The 17,108-nt window shown below is 68.3% G+C and carries 18 protein-coding genes; 5 read left to right on the top strand and 13 right to left on the bottom strand.

Annotation, left to right across the window (positions count from 1 at the left end; translation table 11 throughout):
• Positions 1 to 64 precede the first annotated feature (64 nt).
• From HSX14_RS11280 to HSX14_RS11260, 5 genes are all read right to left on the bottom strand, one after another.
• Positions 65 to 1,972 (bottom strand): sensor histidine kinase, encoded by a 1,908-nt coding sequence (locus tag HSX14_RS11280; RefSeq protein ID WP_173179521.1) that lies wholly within the window; start codon positions 1,970 to 1,972, stop codon positions 65 to 67.
• Positions 1,969 to 4,203: a putative bifunctional diguanylate cyclase/phosphodiesterase gene (locus HSX14_RS11275; protein ID WP_173179523.1), complete on the bottom strand. Its 2,235-nt coding sequence runs from the start codon at positions 4,201 to 4,203 to the stop codon at positions 1,969 to 1,971. The genes HSX14_RS11280 and HSX14_RS11275 overlap by 4 nt, the downstream gene beginning before the upstream one ends.
• Positions 4,204 to 4,283: 80 nt before the next feature.
• Positions 4,284 to 4,496, bottom strand: coding sequence for a hypothetical protein (locus HSX14_RS11270; RefSeq protein WP_173179525.1), 213 nt, complete (start codon positions 4,494 to 4,496; stop codon positions 4,284 to 4,286).
• A gap of 22 nt (positions 4,497 to 4,518) precedes the next feature.
• Positions 4,519 to 4,782 (bottom strand): TIM-barrel domain-containing protein, encoded by a 264-nt coding sequence (locus HSX14_RS11265; RefSeq protein WP_173179527.1) that lies wholly within the window; start codon positions 4,780 to 4,782, stop codon positions 4,519 to 4,521.
• A gap of 134 nt (positions 4,783 to 4,916) precedes the next feature.
• Positions 4,917 to 5,816 (bottom strand): hypothetical protein, encoded by a 900-nt coding sequence (locus HSX14_RS11260; protein WP_173179530.1) that lies wholly within the window; start codon positions 5,814 to 5,816, stop codon positions 4,917 to 4,919.
• Between the two features lie 71 nt (positions 5,817 to 5,887).
• Here HSX14_RS11260 and HSX14_RS11255 point away from each other — a divergent pair, with 71 nt between their 5' ends.
• A complete protein-coding gene (locus HSX14_RS11255) occupies positions 5,888 to 6,229 on the top strand; it encodes a DMT family protein (RefSeq protein ID WP_043247147.1) in 342 nt (113 codons plus the stop codon).
• Positions 6,230 to 6,277: 48 nt separating this feature from the next.
• Here HSX14_RS11255 and HSX14_RS11250 read toward each other — a convergent pair whose 3' ends face one another.
• A complete protein-coding gene (locus HSX14_RS11250; protein WP_173179532.1) occupies positions 6,278 to 7,150 on the bottom strand; it encodes an NAD(P)-dependent oxidoreductase in 873 nt (290 codons plus the stop codon).
• 120 nt (positions 7,151 to 7,270) lie between these two features.
• Between HSX14_RS11250 and HSX14_RS11245 the strand changes: the two genes are divergently transcribed.
• From HSX14_RS11245 to HSX14_RS11235, 3 genes are all read left to right on the top strand, one after another.
• On the top strand, positions 7,271 to 7,819 hold the full coding sequence (locus HSX14_RS11245; protein ID WP_173179534.1) for a 3'-5' exonuclease: 549 nt from the start codon (positions 7,271 to 7,273) through the stop codon (positions 7,817 to 7,819).
• An 89-nt stretch (positions 7,820 to 7,908) separates the two neighbouring features.
• Positions 7,909 to 8,190 (top strand): pyrimidine/purine nucleoside phosphorylase, encoded by a 282-nt coding sequence (gene ppnP / locus HSX14_RS11240; RefSeq protein WP_111262861.1) that lies wholly within the window; start codon positions 7,909 to 7,911, stop codon positions 8,188 to 8,190.
• Between the two features lie 348 nt (positions 8,191 to 8,538).
• Positions 8,539 to 9,510 (top strand): IS110 family RNA-guided transposase, encoded by a 972-nt coding sequence (locus HSX14_RS11235; RefSeq protein ID WP_116858044.1) that lies wholly within the window; start codon positions 8,539 to 8,541, stop codon positions 9,508 to 9,510.
• A gap of 40 nt (positions 9,511 to 9,550) precedes the next feature.
• On the opposite strand, the gene HSX14_RS11230 is transcribed toward HSX14_RS11235, so the two are convergent.
• From HSX14_RS11230 to HSX14_RS11205, 6 genes are all read right to left on the bottom strand, one after another.
• Complete coding sequence (locus HSX14_RS11230; RefSeq protein ID WP_228723574.1) at positions 9,551 to 10,660, bottom strand: saccharopine dehydrogenase family protein; 1,110 nt, start codon at positions 10,658 to 10,660, stop codon at positions 9,551 to 9,553.
• Between the two features lie 22 nt (positions 10,661 to 10,682).
• The gene (locus HSX14_RS11225) at positions 10,683 to 12,455 is read right to left on the bottom strand and encodes an ABC transporter transmembrane domain-containing protein (RefSeq protein WP_173180129.1); all 1,773 of its coding nucleotides are present in this window, start codon (positions 12,453 to 12,455) and stop codon (positions 10,683 to 10,685) included.
• Between the two features lie 72 nt (positions 12,456 to 12,527).
• On the bottom strand, positions 12,528 to 12,968 hold the full coding sequence (locus tag HSX14_RS11220) for a thiol-disulfide oxidoreductase DCC family protein (RefSeq protein ID WP_173180131.1): 441 nt from the start codon (positions 12,966 to 12,968) through the stop codon (positions 12,528 to 12,530).
• A gap of 50 nt (positions 12,969 to 13,018) precedes the next feature.
• Positions 13,019 to 13,597 carry a DUF1287 domain-containing protein gene (locus HSX14_RS11215; RefSeq protein ID WP_173180133.1) on the bottom strand — a complete coding sequence of 193 codons (579 nt, stop codon included), beginning with the start codon at positions 13,595 to 13,597 and terminating at the stop codon, positions 13,019 to 13,021.
• 2 nt (positions 13,598 to 13,599) lie between these two features.
• On the bottom strand, positions 13,600 to 13,998 hold the full coding sequence (locus HSX14_RS11210; RefSeq protein ID WP_173180135.1) for a GFA family protein: 399 nt from the start codon (positions 13,996 to 13,998) through the stop codon (positions 13,600 to 13,602).
• A 292-nt stretch (positions 13,999 to 14,290) separates the two neighbouring features.
• Positions 14,291 to 15,430, bottom strand: coding sequence for an ATP-NAD kinase family protein (locus HSX14_RS11205; protein ID WP_173180137.1), 1,140 nt, complete (start codon positions 15,428 to 15,430; stop codon positions 14,291 to 14,293).
• A 194-nt stretch (positions 15,431 to 15,624) separates the two neighbouring features.
• On the opposite strand from HSX14_RS11205, the gene HSX14_RS11200 reads away from it, so the two are divergent.
• Positions 15,625 to 15,801: a PA1571 family protein gene (locus HSX14_RS11200; RefSeq protein ID WP_173180139.1), complete on the top strand. Its 177-nt coding sequence runs from the start codon at positions 15,625 to 15,627 to the stop codon at positions 15,799 to 15,801.
• A gap of 71 nt (positions 15,802 to 15,872) precedes the next feature.
• Here HSX14_RS11200 and pdxB read toward each other — a convergent pair whose 3' ends face one another.
• Complete coding sequence (gene pdxB / locus HSX14_RS11195; RefSeq protein ID WP_173180141.1) at positions 15,873 to 17,015, bottom strand: 4-phosphoerythronate dehydrogenase PdxB; 1,143 nt, start codon at positions 17,013 to 17,015, stop codon at positions 15,873 to 15,875.
• Between the last annotated feature and the right edge of the window lie 93 nt (positions 17,016 to 17,108).

Below are 17,108 nucleotides of genomic sequence, written 5' to 3'. Positions count from 1 at the left end.
AAGCCACGGCCGATGAAGGGCGCGAATTCTACCTGCGCCCCCAGAGAAATGGGATATCCCCCAATCAGCCCAATGGAAGTCTCACCCTGAACAGCGTTCCCCGCCCCGGCGTGCTGCTCACCTGCAACTCCGCACCGAGGATGTCCACCGCCAACTGGTGGGTCAGGTGCAGGCCCAGCCCGGTGCCACCCGAACCGCGCCGCGTGGTGAAGAAGGGGTCGAAGATGCGCGCCAGGACCTCCTCCGTCATTCCGCAGCCGTCGTCCTCCACTTCGATCACGCAATGGCGGCCCCCGTCATCGATATCCGCACGCACCCGCACGGTGCCGCTCTCCCCTGGCGCGAAAGCGTGCACCAACGCGTTCTCGATCAGGTTCTGCACGATCTGCCCCAGCGGCCCGGGGTAGCTGTCCAGCATCAGGCTCGGCGGCAGGTTGAGCAGTACCCGGTGGGAGGTGGCCTTGAGCCGCGGCGCGAACACCAGCATCACCTCATCCACCAGCGCCACCAGGTCGAAACGTCGCCGCTCCACACTGGCGCGGTCGGTGGCCAGTTGCTTGAAGGCACGGGTCAGCAGTGCCATGCGCCCCAGGTTGGCGAGGATGATCGCCAGCCCCTCAGCGTTGCGTTGCAGGAACCGCTCCAGCGCAGAACGCTGCAACCCCTCCCGGAACCCCTGCTCCAGCTGCTCCCGGCTCTTGTCCAGGGCCGACGCCGCCACGCTGGCCGCGCCGATGGGCGTGTTCAGCTCGTGGGCGACCCCCGCCACCAGCGTGCCCAGGGAGGACAGCTTCTCCGCCTGGATCAGCGCCCCCTGGGTGCGCTGCAGCGCCTCAACCGTATCGGTGAGCTGCCGGTTGCTCTGCGCCAGCTCATCGCCCCGCGCCTCCAACCCGGCCAACGCCCGATCGCGGTCGGCCTCCGTCAAGGCCAGTCGCAGGACCACCGCCAGGCCCACGAAGAGCATGAAGGCGCCGAACGCCAGCATCTGCCAGAACACCTGGAGCCGCAGGGACTGCAGGATGTCCACCGGCAACAGCGACACCAGCAACCAGTCACGCCCACTGTCACGCTCCGCGCCATCCGGGTCGTCGCCGCTGTCGCCCGGATCGAAGCGGACGAAGGCCCAGAGCCCGGCAGCGTCGATGAACTGCCCCGACGGCTGGCTGCGCATCCGCGCCCAGCTCTGCGGGTAGCGGCTGGCGACCGTATCCTGCGGGCGGTCGAGCATGAACCCCCACGCCTGCCCGGGCTTGCGCGAATAGATCCAGTAGCCCTCGAAATCCACCAGCTCCAGGTAGCCGCCGTAGCGGGTGGAAATCTGCCCGACCCGGTCCAGCAACACCTGCCCCAGGTAATTGAGCACCAGCACCCCGCGTGGCCGTCCGGCCTTGTCGAACAGGGGCGTCGCCGCCCGCAACGTCGGCTTCAGCGGTCGCTCCAGTTGCCCACGCTCCTGGTTCAGGTCGAAGCGCGACAGGTAGAACGCCCCCGGTGGTAACTGCATCGCCTCGACGAAGAAGTAGCGATCCGCCTTGTTCTGCAGCTCGGAGTCCGGGACCCGAACCGCCCGCCCCTCTCGCAGGTCCACCCGCACCCGCTCCTGGCCGCGCTCGTCGAGCCAGCGGATCTGGTCGTAGCGCCCGGAGCTCTGGGAAAAGTCCAGCATCAGCCGCCGCAACAGTGCCAGGTCCTGCGGGTCGCCGCGTTCCAGGGCGGCGCCTATCGCCGGATGCTGGGAGAGGAACAGGAGATTGCCGCGCAGGGAGGCAACATAACGATTGAGCACGCCCAGCCCCTCGCTGAGGCTGGCTTGCTGGTCGTGCAGGCGCGGCGCCAGCTTGGCGTCCAGCAGGCGGTCATAGAGCAGCACCGTCAGCACCAGGATCAGCAGCGCCCAGGGCAGGAACAGCGTCAGCAGGCTGCGCAGCAACACCCGACGGGAGAAACGCTGCAGCGAGTCCGGACTCATCCGCTGCGGGGCCCGGCCCTGTCGGCGAGCCAGCCGATCAGGCGGTCACAGGGCATGGGCCGGGCGAACAGGAAGCCCTGGGCTTCGCTGCAACCGTTGCGCAGCACCCACTGCGCCTGGCTCTCGGTCTCAACCCCTTCGGCGATCACCTGCATGCCGACCCGCGCGGCGATCTGGATCACCGCGTCGGCGATCAGCGCCTCGCCTTCCGCCTCGTCGATCTCGACGATGAAGCTGCGGTCGATCTTCAGCCGGTCCGCCGGCAGCCGGCGCAGGTAGCTGAGCGAGGAGAAGCCGGTGCCGAAATCGTCGATGGCGATGGTCACGCCCATTTCGCGCAAGGCCTTGAGCTGCTCGCAGACCAGCTCGAAGTTGCGCATCGCCACCGACTCGGTGATCTCCACCTCGATCTGCCGGGGCGATACCCCGGCGTTCTCCAGGTGCAGGCTGAAACGCTCGATGAAGTCCCGCTGCAGCAATTGCGGCGCCGAGACGTTCACCGCCACGCGGATGTCCGCATGCCCGGCCTCGGCCAGCCGCGCCGCCTCACGCAACGACAGGCGCAGCAGCAGGTCCCCCAGCGGCAGGATGTAGCCGGTGGCCTCGGCCAGCGGGATGAAGCGCCCCGGCGGCACCATGCTGCCATCCTCCTGGCGCCAGCGGGCCAGGGCTTCAACGCCCGTCACGCGGCCATCCGGCAAATGCAACTGGGGCTGCAGCTCGATGCCGATGCGCCCGGCATCCACGGCATCGCGCAGGGCCAGGAGCATGCGGTAGGACTCGGCGTGTACCGTCTGCAATTGCGGGTCATGCACCAGGTGCTGGTCATGGCCCAGTTGCTTGGCCTGTTTCAGCGTCAACAGCGCCGATTGCAGGGCCACGCTGGCATTGCCGACGAAATCCGCCAGGCGCAGGGTCACGCTGCCCAGGCTGTGCACCTGGCCCAGTTCGTAGGGACGGTTGCTGCGGCGGAACAGGGCGACGATGTCCGCCGCACGCACCCGGGACTCGGGCCCCAGCACGGCGAACAGGTCGTCCTTGATCCGCGCCACCAGCACCTCGTGCTCGAAGGCTTCGCGCAAGCGCTTGGCCACCAGGCCGAGGATGAAGTCGCCATAACCCGTGCCGAACGCGATATTGGCGCCGGAGAAATCGTCGATGTCGATCAGCACCAGCACCTGCTTGTCCCGGTCCTCGCTCTGCAGGACCAGGTCGAGCATGCGGATCAGGGCGTTGCGGTTGGGAATCCTCAGCAACTCGTCCTGGTAGGCCATTTCCTCCAGGCGGCTGAACAACGAGACGTTGTACAGGCCACGGCTGATGCTGGCGCTGAACACCTTGAGCAGCTCCAGTTCGGTATCGTCCAGCTCGCGCTCGGTGCGGACGTAGCAGGCGTAGTCGGCGCCGGCCTGGAAGCGCGAGAAGAACAGCACGATGCCCTGCTCCACGCGCAGCGTCTGCTGCGCCTGCAGGCACTGGCGCAGCAGCGCCGCCACGTGCGGGCGGCCAAGGCCGTCGAGGTCGCCGTCGAGGGCCTGCACGTAGTCACCGGTGGCGCCGACCACCCGCACCTCATCACCCGTGGCGTAGCCACCCGGCTCCGGCTCGACGCGCATGCAGACGAGCCCCTCGATGCCCACATCCAGCAACGTGGCGATCTCGGAGAGGATCTTGGTCGCCAATTCGCGGGTATTGCGCGAGCAGAACAGCGAGTTGCTCGACTCGACGATCGACTGCAGGCCGCGCCGCGCCCGGGCCACGGCCTGCAACTGGGCGAAGGCGCGGATGCCCGAGGTGAGCACCGTGAGCAGGCGCTCGGCGGTCATCTCGCTCTTGGTCCAGTAGTCGTTGATGTCGTAATCGCGCATCACCTCGTGCACCGGGGCCGTACCCGGCTCGCCGGTCAGCATCACGATGCGCGCCTCGGCGTTGCCGATCACCTCGCGCAAGGTTCTCACCAGGCGCAGGCCGGCATCCTCGCTCTCCATCACCACATCCAGGAGGATCACCGCGATATCGCGACGCTCGGCAAGGATCGCCGCCGCCTCACGCAGGCTGAATGCCTGGATCAGCTCGATGCGGCCACCCTCGATCTCGAGTTCGCCCAGGGCGAAGGCGGTGGCGCGCTGGAAATCGGCATCGTCGTCCACCGCCAGCACGCGCCAGGCCGGGCCGGAATGCCGCACGGGGGTATCGTCGTCATCGGAGAGGAACAGCAACTGATCATCCATGAAGGCCGGCTCGCAACGGAGGGGAGATCACCGCGACCGAACGGTCGCCTCGGCAGTATAGACAGCCTCCGGTGCTCGCCTCAGGAGCCGGTGATCCCTCGCTCCCGCAGCGCCTGGCGCAACGCCTCGCCCACCGCAGAGCCTTCCGGGTAGAACACCGCCGGCTGGCCGATGGGCGCCGCGACCTCCACCCGCGTGCCGGGCGATGCCCGGTACCTGGCCCGCGACCAGAGGTGCACCCTGGAGCCGGCGGGCCGTGCCACCTGCAGGCGCTCGACGCCTGCTTCCAGCACCGGCGCCACCACAGCGTTGCAGCTACTCTTCGCTGCGGTGGGAATCCTTCAGCGGGTTGCCGATGGTGGTATAGCCGCCGGTGTCGGCGTGGTCGAGGGCGAAGCCCGAAAGCCCGCCGGAGAGCAGCCCCGGCAGCGCGCTGTGCAGGCCATCGTGGGCGTCCCAGGTCACCAGCTGGTCACCCAGCCAAATGCCGGTGGTCAGGCCCGGGCTGCGGATGTAGCCGGCGCGGGTGAAGGACAGCAGTTCCCCTTCCCCGCCGACCTCTTCCAAAGGTTGAGCCACGCCCACGCTTCCGGGAAGCGGTTGTGCAGCAAGGCCGCATCCTCGCTCGAGGCCGGGCGCGCCTCGAAGGGCAACGCCTCGCCGAAGTCGGCATCCAGCCGGAGAAGCCCCGGCCGAGCATCCCCGGGCCGGGTTCAGTCCGGCAGCGGCGCCTTGTGCCCGACCACGGAGGCGTGAGCCCGCACCAGGGCGGCCGGGCTGTCGCCGCTGTAGATGCGCGCGGTCAGGTTGCCCTCGTGCACCTCCAGGCCCACCCGAGCCGGGTCGCGCAGGTCGAACACCTGGTAGGCACTGGATTCGCTGAAGAAGGCGCGCAACTTCGAGGTGAGGAAATAGGGCACCGGCGCGTAGCTGCTCGACCAATCGCCACCGGCCCGTGCCGTGAGGTCCGCAGCCGGGGCGATGGGCTGCAGGCCACGGCCGATGCCCTGTTCCTGCACCAGGATGGGCAGGCGGCGGCCAGCCAGGTCGAAGGCGCTGAACGGCTCGCCGAAGCCGAAGAAGCGTTCGTCGGCGTCCCGCTGCCAGTTCAGGTAGAGGCGGTTGAGGCGCGGGTCATCCAGCGACACGGCTAGGCGCACACCGCGTCCGCCATCGGCCTCCAGCACCAGGGCATAGCCGCTCACGGCACCGTCGGCGCAACGCAGGTGGCCCCGCAGCACCAGCCGCTGGCCCGCCCCCTGGAAGCTGTCCAGGCTCTGCTCGCGGCAGAGGAGCTCCCGGCGCTCGTCGACGAACAAGGCACCACGGTGCTCTTCGACCTGGGCCTCGCCGATACCGGCGGCGAGGAAGCCACCCTCGGTGGCCCACAGCCGCTTGCCTGGGTCGCCCTTCGGGCTCAGCGCCAGGCCGTGGCCATTCCAGGCCAGGCGGTAGTCGCCGAAGTCGAAGTCACGGGGAATGGCGAAGGCCGATGGCACCACCAGTTCGGCCAGCACGGCGCGCTGCTTCCACATCTGCAGCCCCTGCCATCCCGCCGCCCCCGCCGCCGCTGCCAGCAACGTGGCCGCCGCCCCTTTCACCCACCTGCGCATCGCTCGCCCCTTTTCTTGTCCTGCACCGCCATTTAGTCTGGCGCGCATCCTCACATCGCGGAGTCACCGTCATGCCGGTTTGGCTGCAGACCGCCCTGTTGCTCACCCTGTCCAACGTCTTCATGACGTTCGCCTGGTACGGCCATCTCAAGACCCTGAACACCAAGCCCTGGATCATCGCCGCACTGATCAGCTGGGGGATCGCGCTGTTCGAGTACCTGCTGCAGGTGCCGGCCAACCGCATCGGCTACACGGCGCTGTCGGTCGGCCAGTTGAAGATCATGCAGGAGGTGATCACCCTCGCGGTGTTCGTGCCCTTCAGCGTCTACTTCATGCAGCAGCCGCTGAAGCTCGATTACCTCTGGGCCGGCCTGTGCCTGCTCGGCGCGGTGTACTTCATCTTCCGCGCCTGAGCCCGTTCACGCGCGGCGCGGCGGTCGTTGCGACCGACCGCGCCAGGCTCACTTCGGCGGTTCGAGGCGGGTGATCAGGCTGGAGGTATCCCAGCGCCCGCCGCCCTCGGCCTGGATCTCGCCGTAGAAGCGGTCCACCAGTTCGGTGACCGGCAGTTGCGCGCCGTTGCGCTGGGCCTCGGCGAAGACGATGGCGAAGTCCTTGCGCATCAGGTCCACGGCGAAGCCGAAGTCGAACTTGCCTTCGAGCATGCTCTGGTGGCGGTGTTCCAGTTGCCAGGACTGCGCCGCGCCCTTGCCGATCACCTCCATGGCCGCCGCCGCGTCGAGCCCGGAGCGACGGGCGAAATGCAGGGCCTCGGAAAGCCCCTGGAGCAGCCCGCCGACGCAGATCTGGTTGACCATCTTGGTCAGTTGGCCGCTGCCAACCGGGCCCATCAGCCGGGTCATCCGTGCGTAGCTGTCGATCACCGGCGCCGCCCGCTCGTAGAGTTCGCGCTCACCCCCGACCATCACCGTCAGCATGCCGCTCTCGGCGCCCGCCTGGCCGCCGGAGACCGGCGCATCGAGAAAGCCCAGCCCACGCTCGGCGGCCAGGGCGGCCAGCTCCTGGGCCACATCGGCCGAGGCGGTGGTGTGATCCACCAGCACGCTGCCGGGCTGCATGCCGGCGAAGGCGCCGTCCTCACCCAGCACCACCGCGCGCAGGTCATCGTCGTTGCCCACGCAGGTCATCACCAGGTCCGAGCCCTGCGCCGCCTCGCGCGGGGTGGCGAAACTGTCGCCACCGAATTCGTCGCACCAGAGCGAGGCCTTTTCCGGCGAGCGGTTGTAGACGCGCACCTCGTGCCCTTCGCACGCCAGGTGGCCGGCCATGTGGAAGCCCATCACGCCGAGCCCGATAAAGGTCACCTTCGCCATCTCAAACCCTCCTCTGTGCAAGTCCCTGGAAGCCTAACACGCGGTTTGCCGAGCCGCGAAAGCCCCTCCATACTCGCCCGGAAGTTGCCGCAACACCCCGCAAGCGCCAAGGAGAGCCCCATGCCGCACTGGCTGGTGATAGACCTGGAGGCCACGACCGAGGAAGGCGGCTGGCCCCTGGAAGACATGGAGATCATCGAGATCGGCGCCTCGATCGTGGCCGCCGACGGTCGCGAGGTGGACCATTTCCAGCGCTTCGTGCGCCCATTGCGTCGCCCCTGCCTGACCACCTTCTGCCGCCAGCTGACCCACATCAGCCAGGCCAGCGTCGACAGCGCCGCGCCGCTGGCGCAGGTCTGGCCGGCCTTCGAACGCTGGCTGCAGAACTACCAGCCACGCCTGGTCAACTGGGTCAGCTGGGGCGATTACGACCGCCGCCAGCTGGAGCAGGAGTGGCGCCAGCAGCAGGTGGTCAGCCGCCTCGCCACCATTCCCCATCTCAACCTCAAGCAGCACTTCGCCCGCGTCCGCCAGCTCAAGCAGCCGGTGGGCCTGCACACCGCGCTGCAACTGGCCGGCCTCAGCTTCCAGGGCCAGCAGCACCGGGCCCTGGAAGATGCACGCAACACCGCGCGCCTGCTGCCCCTGGTACTCCCGGCGACCTCCTGAAACGCCCCGCCGCATTGCCTAGTGACGCTGCAAAGCGGCTTGGGCATACTGGCGGGCCCTTTTTCCAACCCCTCTCAAGGATCCCTGCCATGTTCAAGGTCAACGAGTACTTCGACGGCACCGTCAAATCCATCGCCTTCGGCATGAGCGAAGGCCCCGCCACCATCGGCGTGATGGCCCCTGGCGAATACGAATTCGGCACCAGCCAACTGGAAGTGATGCACGTCGTCGCCGGCGCCCTGACCGTCAAGCTGCCGGGCAGCGACAGCTGGGAAACCTTCGCCGCCGGCAGCAAGTTCACCGTGCCGGCCGACAGCAAGTTCCAGCTGAAAGTCGCCCAGGACACCGCGTACCTCTGCGAATACCGCTGAGTTGCAATGTGGTGAAGAACCGGCCCGAGTGGCCGGTTTTTTATTGCCTGGATGCGGGGCCCCTGAAGCTCCGCAACGATGGGTTTCGCTGCGCTCGCGGAACGCCGCCCGACCCATCCTTGTATCTCGACTAATACCTCCACAGGGGTAATAGTCCCCGACTGATCATCGGGGGAGGGGCTGGAAGTCGTATCCATCCTTAGGCCACGAGCCTGCAACGTAGATAGTGCTCCGCCCCTCCACACTCACTCGAACAGCCCGAACGGTATCCAGAGCCTCGAGCTCGCATCTACAAGGTTGGGTCGGGTGCAGTGATGATCGCGTCTGAACGGATCGAGAGGAGAATCCATGCCCAGCGTCATCGGCATCGACATCGCCAAACACACCTTTGACCTCGCCACCCTGCAGCCCAACGGCAAGTACCGCACCAAGGCCAAGCTGGCCAACGACAAAGCGGGCTTCGCCGTCTTGCGCGACTGGCTGAACAAACACAGCGAACCCGGAGCCTGGGTCGTGATGGAGGCCACCGGCATCCACCATGAAGCCCTGGCCGAATGGCTGTTGGAGCAAGGCTATCGGGTCTGTGTCCTCAACCCGGCACAAATCGCCCACTACGCCCGTAGTCAGTTGCAGCGGGTGAAGACCGACAAGGTCGACGCCAAGCTGATCGCCGAATACGGCGAGCGCCATCAGGACAGTCTGCGTCCCTGGCAACCCGAGCCCCGTGCCGTGCGGCGTTTGAAAGCCCTGGTACGGCGCCTGGAGGACCTGCGCGAAATCGAGCAGATGGAGCGCAACCGCCTGGAAGTGGCCGATGCCAGCGTCCAGGCCTCGATCCAGTCGGTGCTGGAACATATCGGTCAGGAGATCGAAGAGACCCTCAAGGCGATCGACGACCACATCGACAACGACCCGGATCTGCGCGGCAAGCGCGACCTGCTGACCAGCATTGACGGGATCGCCGACAAGACCGCCGCCCTGCTCCTGGCGGAGCTGGGCGACCCACTGCGCTTTGCCAACAGCCGCGCCGTCACTGCCTTTGCCGGGCTCAATCCGCGGCTGCAGGAGTCCGGGAACCACCGGGGACAGACACGTATCTCCAAGACGGGCTCATCGCGCCTGCGGGCCGGCTTGTTCATGCCCGCGATCAGTGCCCTGACGTACAACGAGGCTGTCAGGGCCCTGAGCGAACGATTGAGGGCGAAGGGCAAGACCGGCAAGCAGATCGTCTGCGCCGCCATGCGCAAGCTGCTGAGCATCGCCTACGGCGTCTTGAAATCAGGCCGGCCATTTGACGCAAAACTGGCCCTTGCTCACTAGAAATCAAGACGGTATCTGCGAAGAGCCGTAGCCAGCGCGGCTACTCCCCTTCCCGGATCGCCACATCGATGCGCATGCCTTCCAGCTCCGCCAGGTACTCGGCGCGGCTGAACAGGCCGATGCAGGGCATCGCGCCACGCGCCGCCAGGGTGCCTGCGGCGAGCTTGCGCACCAGCGCCACGGCGGCCATGCAGGGGATGTTGGGGCCATCGTTGTCGTAGGCGACCAGTTCCCAGGTGAGCACCAGCGGCCGGCCCTCGCCATCCAGCCCGCGCAGCGTCACGAACATGCCGCTGAGGCCGTCGCCCAGGGGCTCCACCAGCACCGCCCCCCGGCGCAGCAGCGACGCCAGGCCGACGGCGTTGCGCACCAGCCCGCCGCGCACCAGCCAGGACAGCGCCCAGGTGCCGAACTGGGTGAGACGCAGGCCGACGCCGGCGCGGAAACTGACGTCGCGCACGCCCGGGTAGCGCGCGGGGAAGAGTTCGAGGTCGGGAATGTCGCAAACACCTATCCAGCGCGGCCCCATCGGCGCGCGGAAGGCATGCCGGCGCAGGCCCTGCCAGCCGTGGAGCGAGCCCCAGGCACCGTCCTGCCAGATTCGCACCGGCCGGCCGCAGTAGCCGAGCACCGCCTCGAGGGTCGACAGCCCCGGCGTCTTCTCCGAGGAACTGATGCCGTGCTCAATGCTGTCCAGCCGGCTGAAGCGCGGCAGCAGCTCGTCCACCACGGCCGCGCTCAGCCCCGGAACCGAGCTGGCGCCTGCACAGACCAGCAGGCCGCGCTCGCGGGCAGCGGCGTCCAGCCGGTCGATGCCGCAGACGAAGGCCCGCGCATCGGCCAGGTCGATGTAATGGCAACCAGCCTCCAGCGCCGCCTCGGCGACCCGGTAGTCCTGCCCCTGGAAGGGCCCGACCGTGGACACCACCACCTGGGCACCCAACTCGACGAAGGCCTGGGCCAACCCGGCCTGGTCGATATCCAGGCGTGCCGCCTCGCAACCGGTTTCCACCGCCAACGCCCGGGCCTTGGCCAGGTCACGCCCGGCGGCGATCACGCCGAGACCTTCGATACTGCGCAGGCGCCGCACGATCAACCGGCCGAAATTGCCGTAGCCCCCCAGCACCAGCACCCTCAATCCATCCTTCACCACTGACTCCCTGTGAGGCCGCTCAGGCCGTTTCTCTCGACGTGGAAAACTGCAACTCTGCCAGTCGCGCATAGAGCGGGCTGCTCAGCACCAGCTCCTGGTGGCGGCCGATGGCGACCAGTCGGCCCTGGTCGATGACCGCGATGCGATCGGCACTCTGCACCGTGGCCAGGCGGTGGGCGATCACCAGCGTGGTGCGCCCGCTCATCACCTCGGGCAGGGCCTGCTGGATCAGGTGCTCGCTCTCGGCGTCCAGCGCACTGGTGGCTTCATCGAGGAGCAGGATCGGGGCATCCACCAGCAATGCACGGGCGATGGCCAGGCGCTGCCGCTGGCCACCGGAGAGACCGATGCCGCCGTCGCCCAGGTGCGTCTGGTAGCCCTGGGGCATGCGCTGGATGAATTCGTGGGCGTGGGCGGCCCGTGCCGCGGCCTCGACTTCGGCCTGGCTGGCAGCGGGCCGGCCGTAGCGGATGTTGTCCTCGACGCTGCCGAAGAACAGCGCCGGGCTCTGCGACACCAGGGCGAAGCAGCGACGCAGGTCGGCCGGGTCCAGGCGCTGGATCGGCAGGCCGTCCACCCGCACTTCGCCCTCGGTGGGATCGAAGAAACGCAGCAGCAGGTCGAAGAGCGTGGACTTGCCGGCTCCCGAGGGCCCGACCAGCGCCAGGGTCTCGCCAGGGCGCACGCGCAGGTCGATGCCGTCGATGGCCAGGCTCTGCGGCCGCGTCGGGTAGGCGAACCGCAGGCCACGCAACTCCAGCTCGCCCTCGACCCGCTCGGGCAGGCGCAGCAAGTCGCTCTCGGGCGCCTTGATGGTGCTGCGGGTCTGCAACAGTTCGGCGATGCGCTCGGCGGCACCGGCGGCACTCTGCAGCTCGCCGATCACCTCGCTGATGGCACCGAAGGCGGAACCGACGATCAGGCTGTAGAACACGAAGGCCGCCAGGTCACCGCCGGAGATGCGCCCGGCGATCACGTCCATGCCGCCGACCCAGAGCATCACCCCCACCGCGCCGAGCACCAGCACGATGACCACGGTGATCAGCCAGGCGCGCTGGGCGATGCGCTTGCGCGCGGTGTCGAAGGCGCCTTCCACCGTGCGGCCGAAGCGCTCGCGGTCCTGGGCCTGGTGGTTGTAGGCCTGCACCGTCTTGATCTGCCCCAGGGTCTCGCCGACGTAGCTGCCGACATCGGCGATGCGGTCCTGGCTCTGCCGCGAGAGGTTGCGCACGCGGCGGCCGAAAATGAGGATCGGCGCCACCACCAGTGGCAGCGCGACGACCACGATGCCGGTCAGCTTGGGGTTGGTGACGAACAACAGGGCGATGCCGCCGATCAGCATGATGCCGTTGCGCAGCGCCAGCGACAGCGAGGAGCCGATCACCGATTGCAGCAGCGTGGTGTCGGCGGTCAGGCGCGACTGGATCTCCGAGGCGCGGTTGGTTTCGAAGAAGCCGGGGTGCAGCTCGATCAGGTGGTTGAACACCCGCTTGCGGATATCGGCGACGAAGCGCTCGCCCACCCAGGACACCAGATAGAAGCGGCTGAAGGTACCCAGCGCCAGGGCCACCACGAGGACAAAGAACAGCAGGATCGAATGGTTCAGCGCTTGCGGTGACTGTGTCGCCAGCCCCTGGTCCACCAGCAGGCGGATGCCCTGCCCCATCGACAGCGTGATGGCGGCGGTGAACAGCAATGCCAGCAGCGCACCGATCACCCGCCAGCGATAGGGAGCGACGAAGCGCGCGGCCATGCGCAGGGCGTTGCGCTGGCGAGAGGAAAGCAGACCCATTGCGAGGACTCGTTCGGGAGGAGGCGCCACTCTGCGGTTTTTCCCGGCGCGGCGCCAGCGGCATGGAACCGCTCAGTGGTCGGCGTGGAGAAAGCGTCGTTCGTGGTCGGGGTCCGGCAACAGGCAGACCTCGTGGCGACCGAACAGCCGGTAGCGGTTCAGCGCGATGCGGTCGTAGAGCCAGTCGCGCAGGAACGCCGGCACCACGCGCGCCACCGAGGCCAGGCGCCACGGCCACGGCAGCTGGCGGGCGATGCGCAGCACTGCATCGGAACGCACGAACAGATCGCGCCCCTCGACGTAGGCCATGGTGTCGAAGTGGTCGGTGGGCATGCCATACCAGCGCAGGATCGCCTGGCCTTCGGGGGACTGCACCGAGGCCAGCTTGAACAGGCGCTCGCGGTCATGACGGATCAGGAAGCGCGCCCAGCCATTGCACAGCTTGCACACGCCATCGAAGAGCACCACCCGTTCGCCGGGCTGGATGTGGGGAGGAAAGGAATCGGCGCTCATCACGCGCTCCCGCTCGGGAAAGGATGGTGCGGATACTAGCAGGCGCCGATTCAACGTTCTGCGAAGCGGTAGTGCCCGATGATCCGGTAGCGGAAGAGGATGTCTTCCTCCTGCGTGCCCCGCCCGATGTTGTGCAGCGCCAGCGGCGCGCCATCGGCACCGGTGCGGTCGGACAGGATGCCGATGTGCTGCAGGCCGCGCCCCAGGTCCCAGGTGACGATGTCGCCGGGGCGGTAGCTGGCGGCCTGGTCGCTGGGGGTCAGCGCCATGCCCTGGCGCTTGAACCAGGTCATCAGGTTGGGCACGCGGCGATGGTCGATGTTCGGGTCGGGGCGCTTCAGGCCCCAGTTGCGCGGGTAGGCGGAAAAATGACTGCGCATGTCCTCGTGCACCACTTTCTGCAGGTCCAGGCCCTGCTCGCGCAATGCGCGGATCACCACATCGGTGCACACCCCGGTGGCCAGCGGTACGTCTCCACCGGGGTAGGCGATGCGCCGGTAGACCGGGTCGTAGCTGAGGGTCACGCCGATCTGGGCACGCGCCGAATCCACCAGGCGCCCGGCATCCACCGCCGCCTCGGCCCCCAGGCTGGCCAGCAGCAGGCACAGGCAGAACAGTCGCTTGAACATGATCAGCCTCGCCCTTGCGGGAATTGCGGCAGGGCATCGTCGATGTCCCACCAGTTGGCCTTGGAGGCCACGTAGGCGTGGTTCGCGGGGCGCGTGGCCAGCTCGCCTTCAAGCAGGCCGGCGCGGATGCGCAGTACGCCGGGAGCCTTCTCGCTCTGGCTGTAGAGGGGCGAGCCACACTGCTCGCAGAACACCCGCTGCTTGCCCGGCGAGGAGCTGAAGGCGCGCAGCAGCCCTGCTCCGGCGAGCAGGCGGAAGCGCGTCTCGTCCACCGGGATATTGGTGACGAAGGGCGTGCCCTGCGCCTTGCGGCACTGGCTGCAGTGACAGATCTGGATCGGCGCCAGCTCGCCCTCGATTTCGAAGCGGACTCCGCCGCACAGGCAACCACCCTGGACCATGTTTCCCTCCTCGGACAGGTGTGCAGCGGCAAGAGTAGCGGAGCGGAAGGCAACGGAAAATGCCCGATGGTGTGAGCCATCGGGCCAAGGGTATTCAGCTGTGCAAAGGAGCCTGCCGATCCGGGATTCCACCCCCGACGCCCCAACCATAAGCCCTGAGGAGAATGCGCCGGGGGTGGAAGCACCGGATCGGCAGGCCCGGCCAACCTTAAGGATCGGCCTGGGGCATTGCCAGGGGCGCCCGCCGCTTGCGCTTTAGGTCGGTTCCCAGCGCGCTGTAGTCATCTGCCGGTCAGGCCTCGGCGTCGATTTCGCCGCCCCAGCCCAGCGGGTATAGCAGCTCTTCCTTGTAGCCCGCCCAGACGCGCACCGCATCGGGGAAGGCGTCGTCCAGCTGCGCGTCACCGCTGTCCACCAGCAGAGGCCGGCCCTCGAGGGTGCCGAGCTTGCGCTTGGTGGCCACCACCCGCAGGCGTTCGAGGCCGATGGCGCGCAGCACGCGCGGGCTGATCTGCTGGTTGCCGCGGCCGATGATGTGGCCCTGGCCGCCGATGGCGGTGACCAGGAGGAAGGCCGGATGGCCATCCACGAGTGCGAACAGCTGGGCCTCGGTGACGTCACGGGCGATCACCTGCCCGTTCTCGATCACGTCCACGCCGAGCAGGGTGGTCTCCAGGCCGAGGTTGCCCGCCAGGCCATGCAGGGTCGAGCCGGGGCCGAAGACATAGCGCACGCCTGCCTCCCAGCTGTCCGCCAGCCAATCGGCGAGTTCGACCAGCACCAGTTCCTCGGACTCCATGCCCGCCTGCTTCACCTGCTGCATGAAATGGCCCTCCACCGGCACCGTCAGCTCGCCGTACCAGCGCGCCGCCACCTTGCCGTCGCGCAGGGCGGCCTCGTCGAGGTCGCGCACCTCGCCGCTGGCCAGACGCACCAGCCCGCCCTCCACCAGGCGTCGCGCCAGCTCGCCAGCGGCGCGCGGGCTGATGGCATAGACCCCGGAATGGATCTTCACCCCCGCCGGGATGCCCAGCACCGGCTGGTCTTCACGGGCAACCGCGCTGACGTCCCGGGCCGTGCCGTCGCCGCCGGCGAAGAGGATCAGCGACACCCCCGCCTCCTGCAGCGCCACCACGGCATGGCGGGTGTCGGCGGCGCTGCTGGTGGCAGCCTCCAGGGCTCCGACCAGGCGATGACGGAAACCCATGCGCGCCAGGAGGTCAGCGCCCATGGCGCCGGGGAAGGTGAGGAATTCGAGGCGCTCCGCCAGGGGCAGCAGGGACTCCAGCGCCAGGCGCGTGCGCTCCTCGGCACGAGGCAGTGCGCCACGCGCCAGGGCCTCGGCGGCGACACCGTCGCTGCCCTTGAGTGCGGCCGTGCCGCCCAGCCCGGCCAGGGGATTGATGATCAGGCCCATACGGAATGTCGACATGCCAACCTCTTCGCTGAACTCTCGGCCCGCGCTGCGGGTCAACCTGTGGGGCCGGACGGTCAGCGCGATTGGCACAATCGCTGCAGATACCCTCCGGTCCCATTGCTTTACGGCGTAATACTGGCGCCTGACTGTCACTGCGCGTTCATCTATGGGACCTAGACTGCGCGCACCACCTGATGAGGAGACAGGCCATGAGCTTGCAGAACAGCACTTCCACCCGCCGGGTCGTTCCACTTCAACCGCAGCAGCCCGTTGGCGGCGCGATCATCGACGCGCAAGGTCGCGAGATTCCGATCACCGAAGGCATGATCCAGCATGCCTGCAAGGAACTGGACAAGCAGTCGGTCAGCACCCGCAAACAGGCCTGACCCCGCTTCGCTCCACTCCGAAGGCCCGGGCACCTGCCCGGGCCTTTTCATTCCAGCGTCCAGGCCGGCGATCAGGCCAGCTCGGCGCCCAGCGCCCTCACCCACTGCGCCAGTTGCGGCGCCTCGCCCTGGAGCCGGACCCGCAGGCCGTCGATTTCCCGGCGCACCGGGTAGTGCTTGCGCAGGGCGTCGAAGGCCCGGCGGCGCTGCGCGGCATCGCCCACCAGGCTGCGGCGGAAGTCGGCGTCGTCGCGGCGCGGGTCGTACACCGCGCGGCACAGCATGGCCAGGGCCCAGACCGGGTCGGCGCTGGCGTCCAGGGTCAATTCAGGCAGCCAGGATGCGGGCAGCAGCTCATCCAGATGCACACTTTCCTCGAGGCCCCGGGCACGGCAGAACGCCTGGTAGATCTGCGCGGTGCCGCGCAGCTTGCCGTCCAGGCTGTAGCCGGCGATGTGCGGCGTGGCGATGCGGCACAGCGCGGCCAGTTCCGGGTCTGCCTCGGGCTCGCCTTCCCAGACGTCCAGTACCGCGCGCAGGTCCGGCCGGCTGCGCAGCGCATCGCGCAGTGCCGGGTTGTCCACCACCGCGCCCCGGCTGGCGTTGATCAGCCAGCAGCCGGGCTTCAGTCGCGCCAGTTCAGCGGCCCCCAGCAGATGGTGGGTGGGATGGGCACCGCCCTTGTCCAGCGGCGTATGCAGGCTGATGGCGTCGCATTGCTCCAGCAGGGTCTCCAGGTCGACGTAGTCGCCGCCTTCGGCCGCCTGGCGCGGCGGGTCGCAGACCAGCACCCGCCAGCCCAGGCCGCGCAGCACCTCCACCAGGCGCCCGCCTACCTGGCCGGCACCGACCACACCGTAGGTACGGGTCGTCGGCGACACGCCCTCGTCCTCGGCCAGAGTCAGCAGGCTGCCCAGCACGAAATCCACCACCCCACGGGCGTTGCAGCCGGGGGCACTGGACCAGGCGATGCCGGCTTCGGCGAACCAGTCCAGATCCAGGTGATCGGTGCCGATGGTGCAGGTGCCGACGAAGCGCACAGCGCTGCCTTCCAGCAGGGCGCGGTCGACACGGGTCACAGAGCGCACCAGCAACACCTCGGCATCGCCCAGGGCGGCCCGGTCGATGGCCCGCCCTGGCAGGCGGCGGATGGGGCCGAAGGCGCCGAAGAAGGCGTCGACCAGGGGGATGTTTTCGTCAGCAAGGATTCGCATGGCGCTCTCCGGGGGCAAGGCGGCCATTCTACGGAATCCACCCACCCGGCGTCGCCTCGCGGGCATGCATCGCCCCCTCTTTCCTGACTGCGC

The sequence above is a fragment of the Pseudomonas tohonis genome (assembly GCF_012767755.2).
Lineage (GTDB): Bacteria > Pseudomonadota > Gammaproteobacteria > Pseudomonadales > Pseudomonadaceae > Metapseudomonas > Metapseudomonas tohonis.
This window is presented reverse-complemented; position numbering and strand designations above follow the sequence as displayed.

What these genes read in the sequence shown, in the direction of transcription:
- HSX14_RS11280 (WP_173179521.1), bottom strand. Translation starts at nt 1,972, where the DNA reads ATGAGTCCGGACTCGCTGCAGCGTTTCTCCCGTCGGGTGTTGCTGCGC.
- HSX14_RS11275 (WP_173179523.1), bottom strand. Translation starts at nt 4,203, where the DNA reads ATGGATGATCAGTTGCTGTTCCTCTCCGATGACGACGATACCCCCGTG.
- HSX14_RS11260 (WP_173179530.1), bottom strand. Translation starts at nt 5,816, where the DNA reads ATGCGCAGGTGGGTGAAAGGGGCGGCGGCCACGTTGCTGGCAGCGGCG.
- HSX14_RS11255 (WP_043247147.1), top strand. Translation starts at nt 5,888, where the DNA reads ATGCCGGTTTGGCTGCAGACCGCCCTGTTGCTCACCCTGTCCAACGTC.
- HSX14_RS11250 (WP_173179532.1), bottom strand. Translation starts at nt 7,150, where the DNA reads ATGGCGAAGGTGACCTTTATCGGGCTCGGCGTGATGGGCTTCCACATG.
- HSX14_RS11245 (WP_173179534.1), top strand. Translation starts at nt 7,271, where the DNA reads ATGCCGCACTGGCTGGTGATAGACCTGGAGGCCACGACCGAGGAAGGC.
- ppnP (WP_111262861.1), top strand. Translation starts at nt 7,909, where the DNA reads ATGTTCAAGGTCAACGAGTACTTCGACGGCACCGTCAAATCCATCGCC.
- HSX14_RS11235 (WP_116858044.1), top strand. Translation starts at nt 8,539, where the DNA reads ATGCCCAGCGTCATCGGCATCGACATCGCCAAACACACCTTTGACCTC.
- HSX14_RS11225 (WP_173180129.1), bottom strand. Translation starts at nt 12,455, where the DNA reads ATGGGTCTGCTTTCCTCTCGCCAGCGCAACGCCCTGCGCATGGCCGCG.
- HSX14_RS11220 (WP_173180131.1), bottom strand. Translation starts at nt 12,968, where the DNA reads ATGAGCGCCGATTCCTTTCCTCCCCACATCCAGCCCGGCGAACGGGTG.
- HSX14_RS11215 (WP_173180133.1), bottom strand. Translation starts at nt 13,597, where the DNA reads ATGTTCAAGCGACTGTTCTGCCTGTGCCTGCTGCTGGCCAGCCTGGGG.
- HSX14_RS11210 (WP_173180135.1), bottom strand. Translation starts at nt 13,998, where the DNA reads ATGGTCCAGGGTGGTTGCCTGTGCGGCGGAGTCCGCTTCGAAATCGAG.
- HSX14_RS11205 (WP_173180137.1), bottom strand. Translation starts at nt 15,430, where the DNA reads ATGTCGACATTCCGTATGGGCCTGATCATCAATCCCCTGGCCGGGCTG.
- HSX14_RS11200 (WP_173180139.1), top strand. Translation starts at nt 15,625, where the DNA reads ATGAGCTTGCAGAACAGCACTTCCACCCGCCGGGTCGTTCCACTTCAA.
- pdxB (WP_173180141.1), bottom strand. Translation starts at nt 17,015, where the DNA reads ATGCGAATCCTTGCTGACGAAAACATCCCCCTGGTCGACGCCTTCTTC.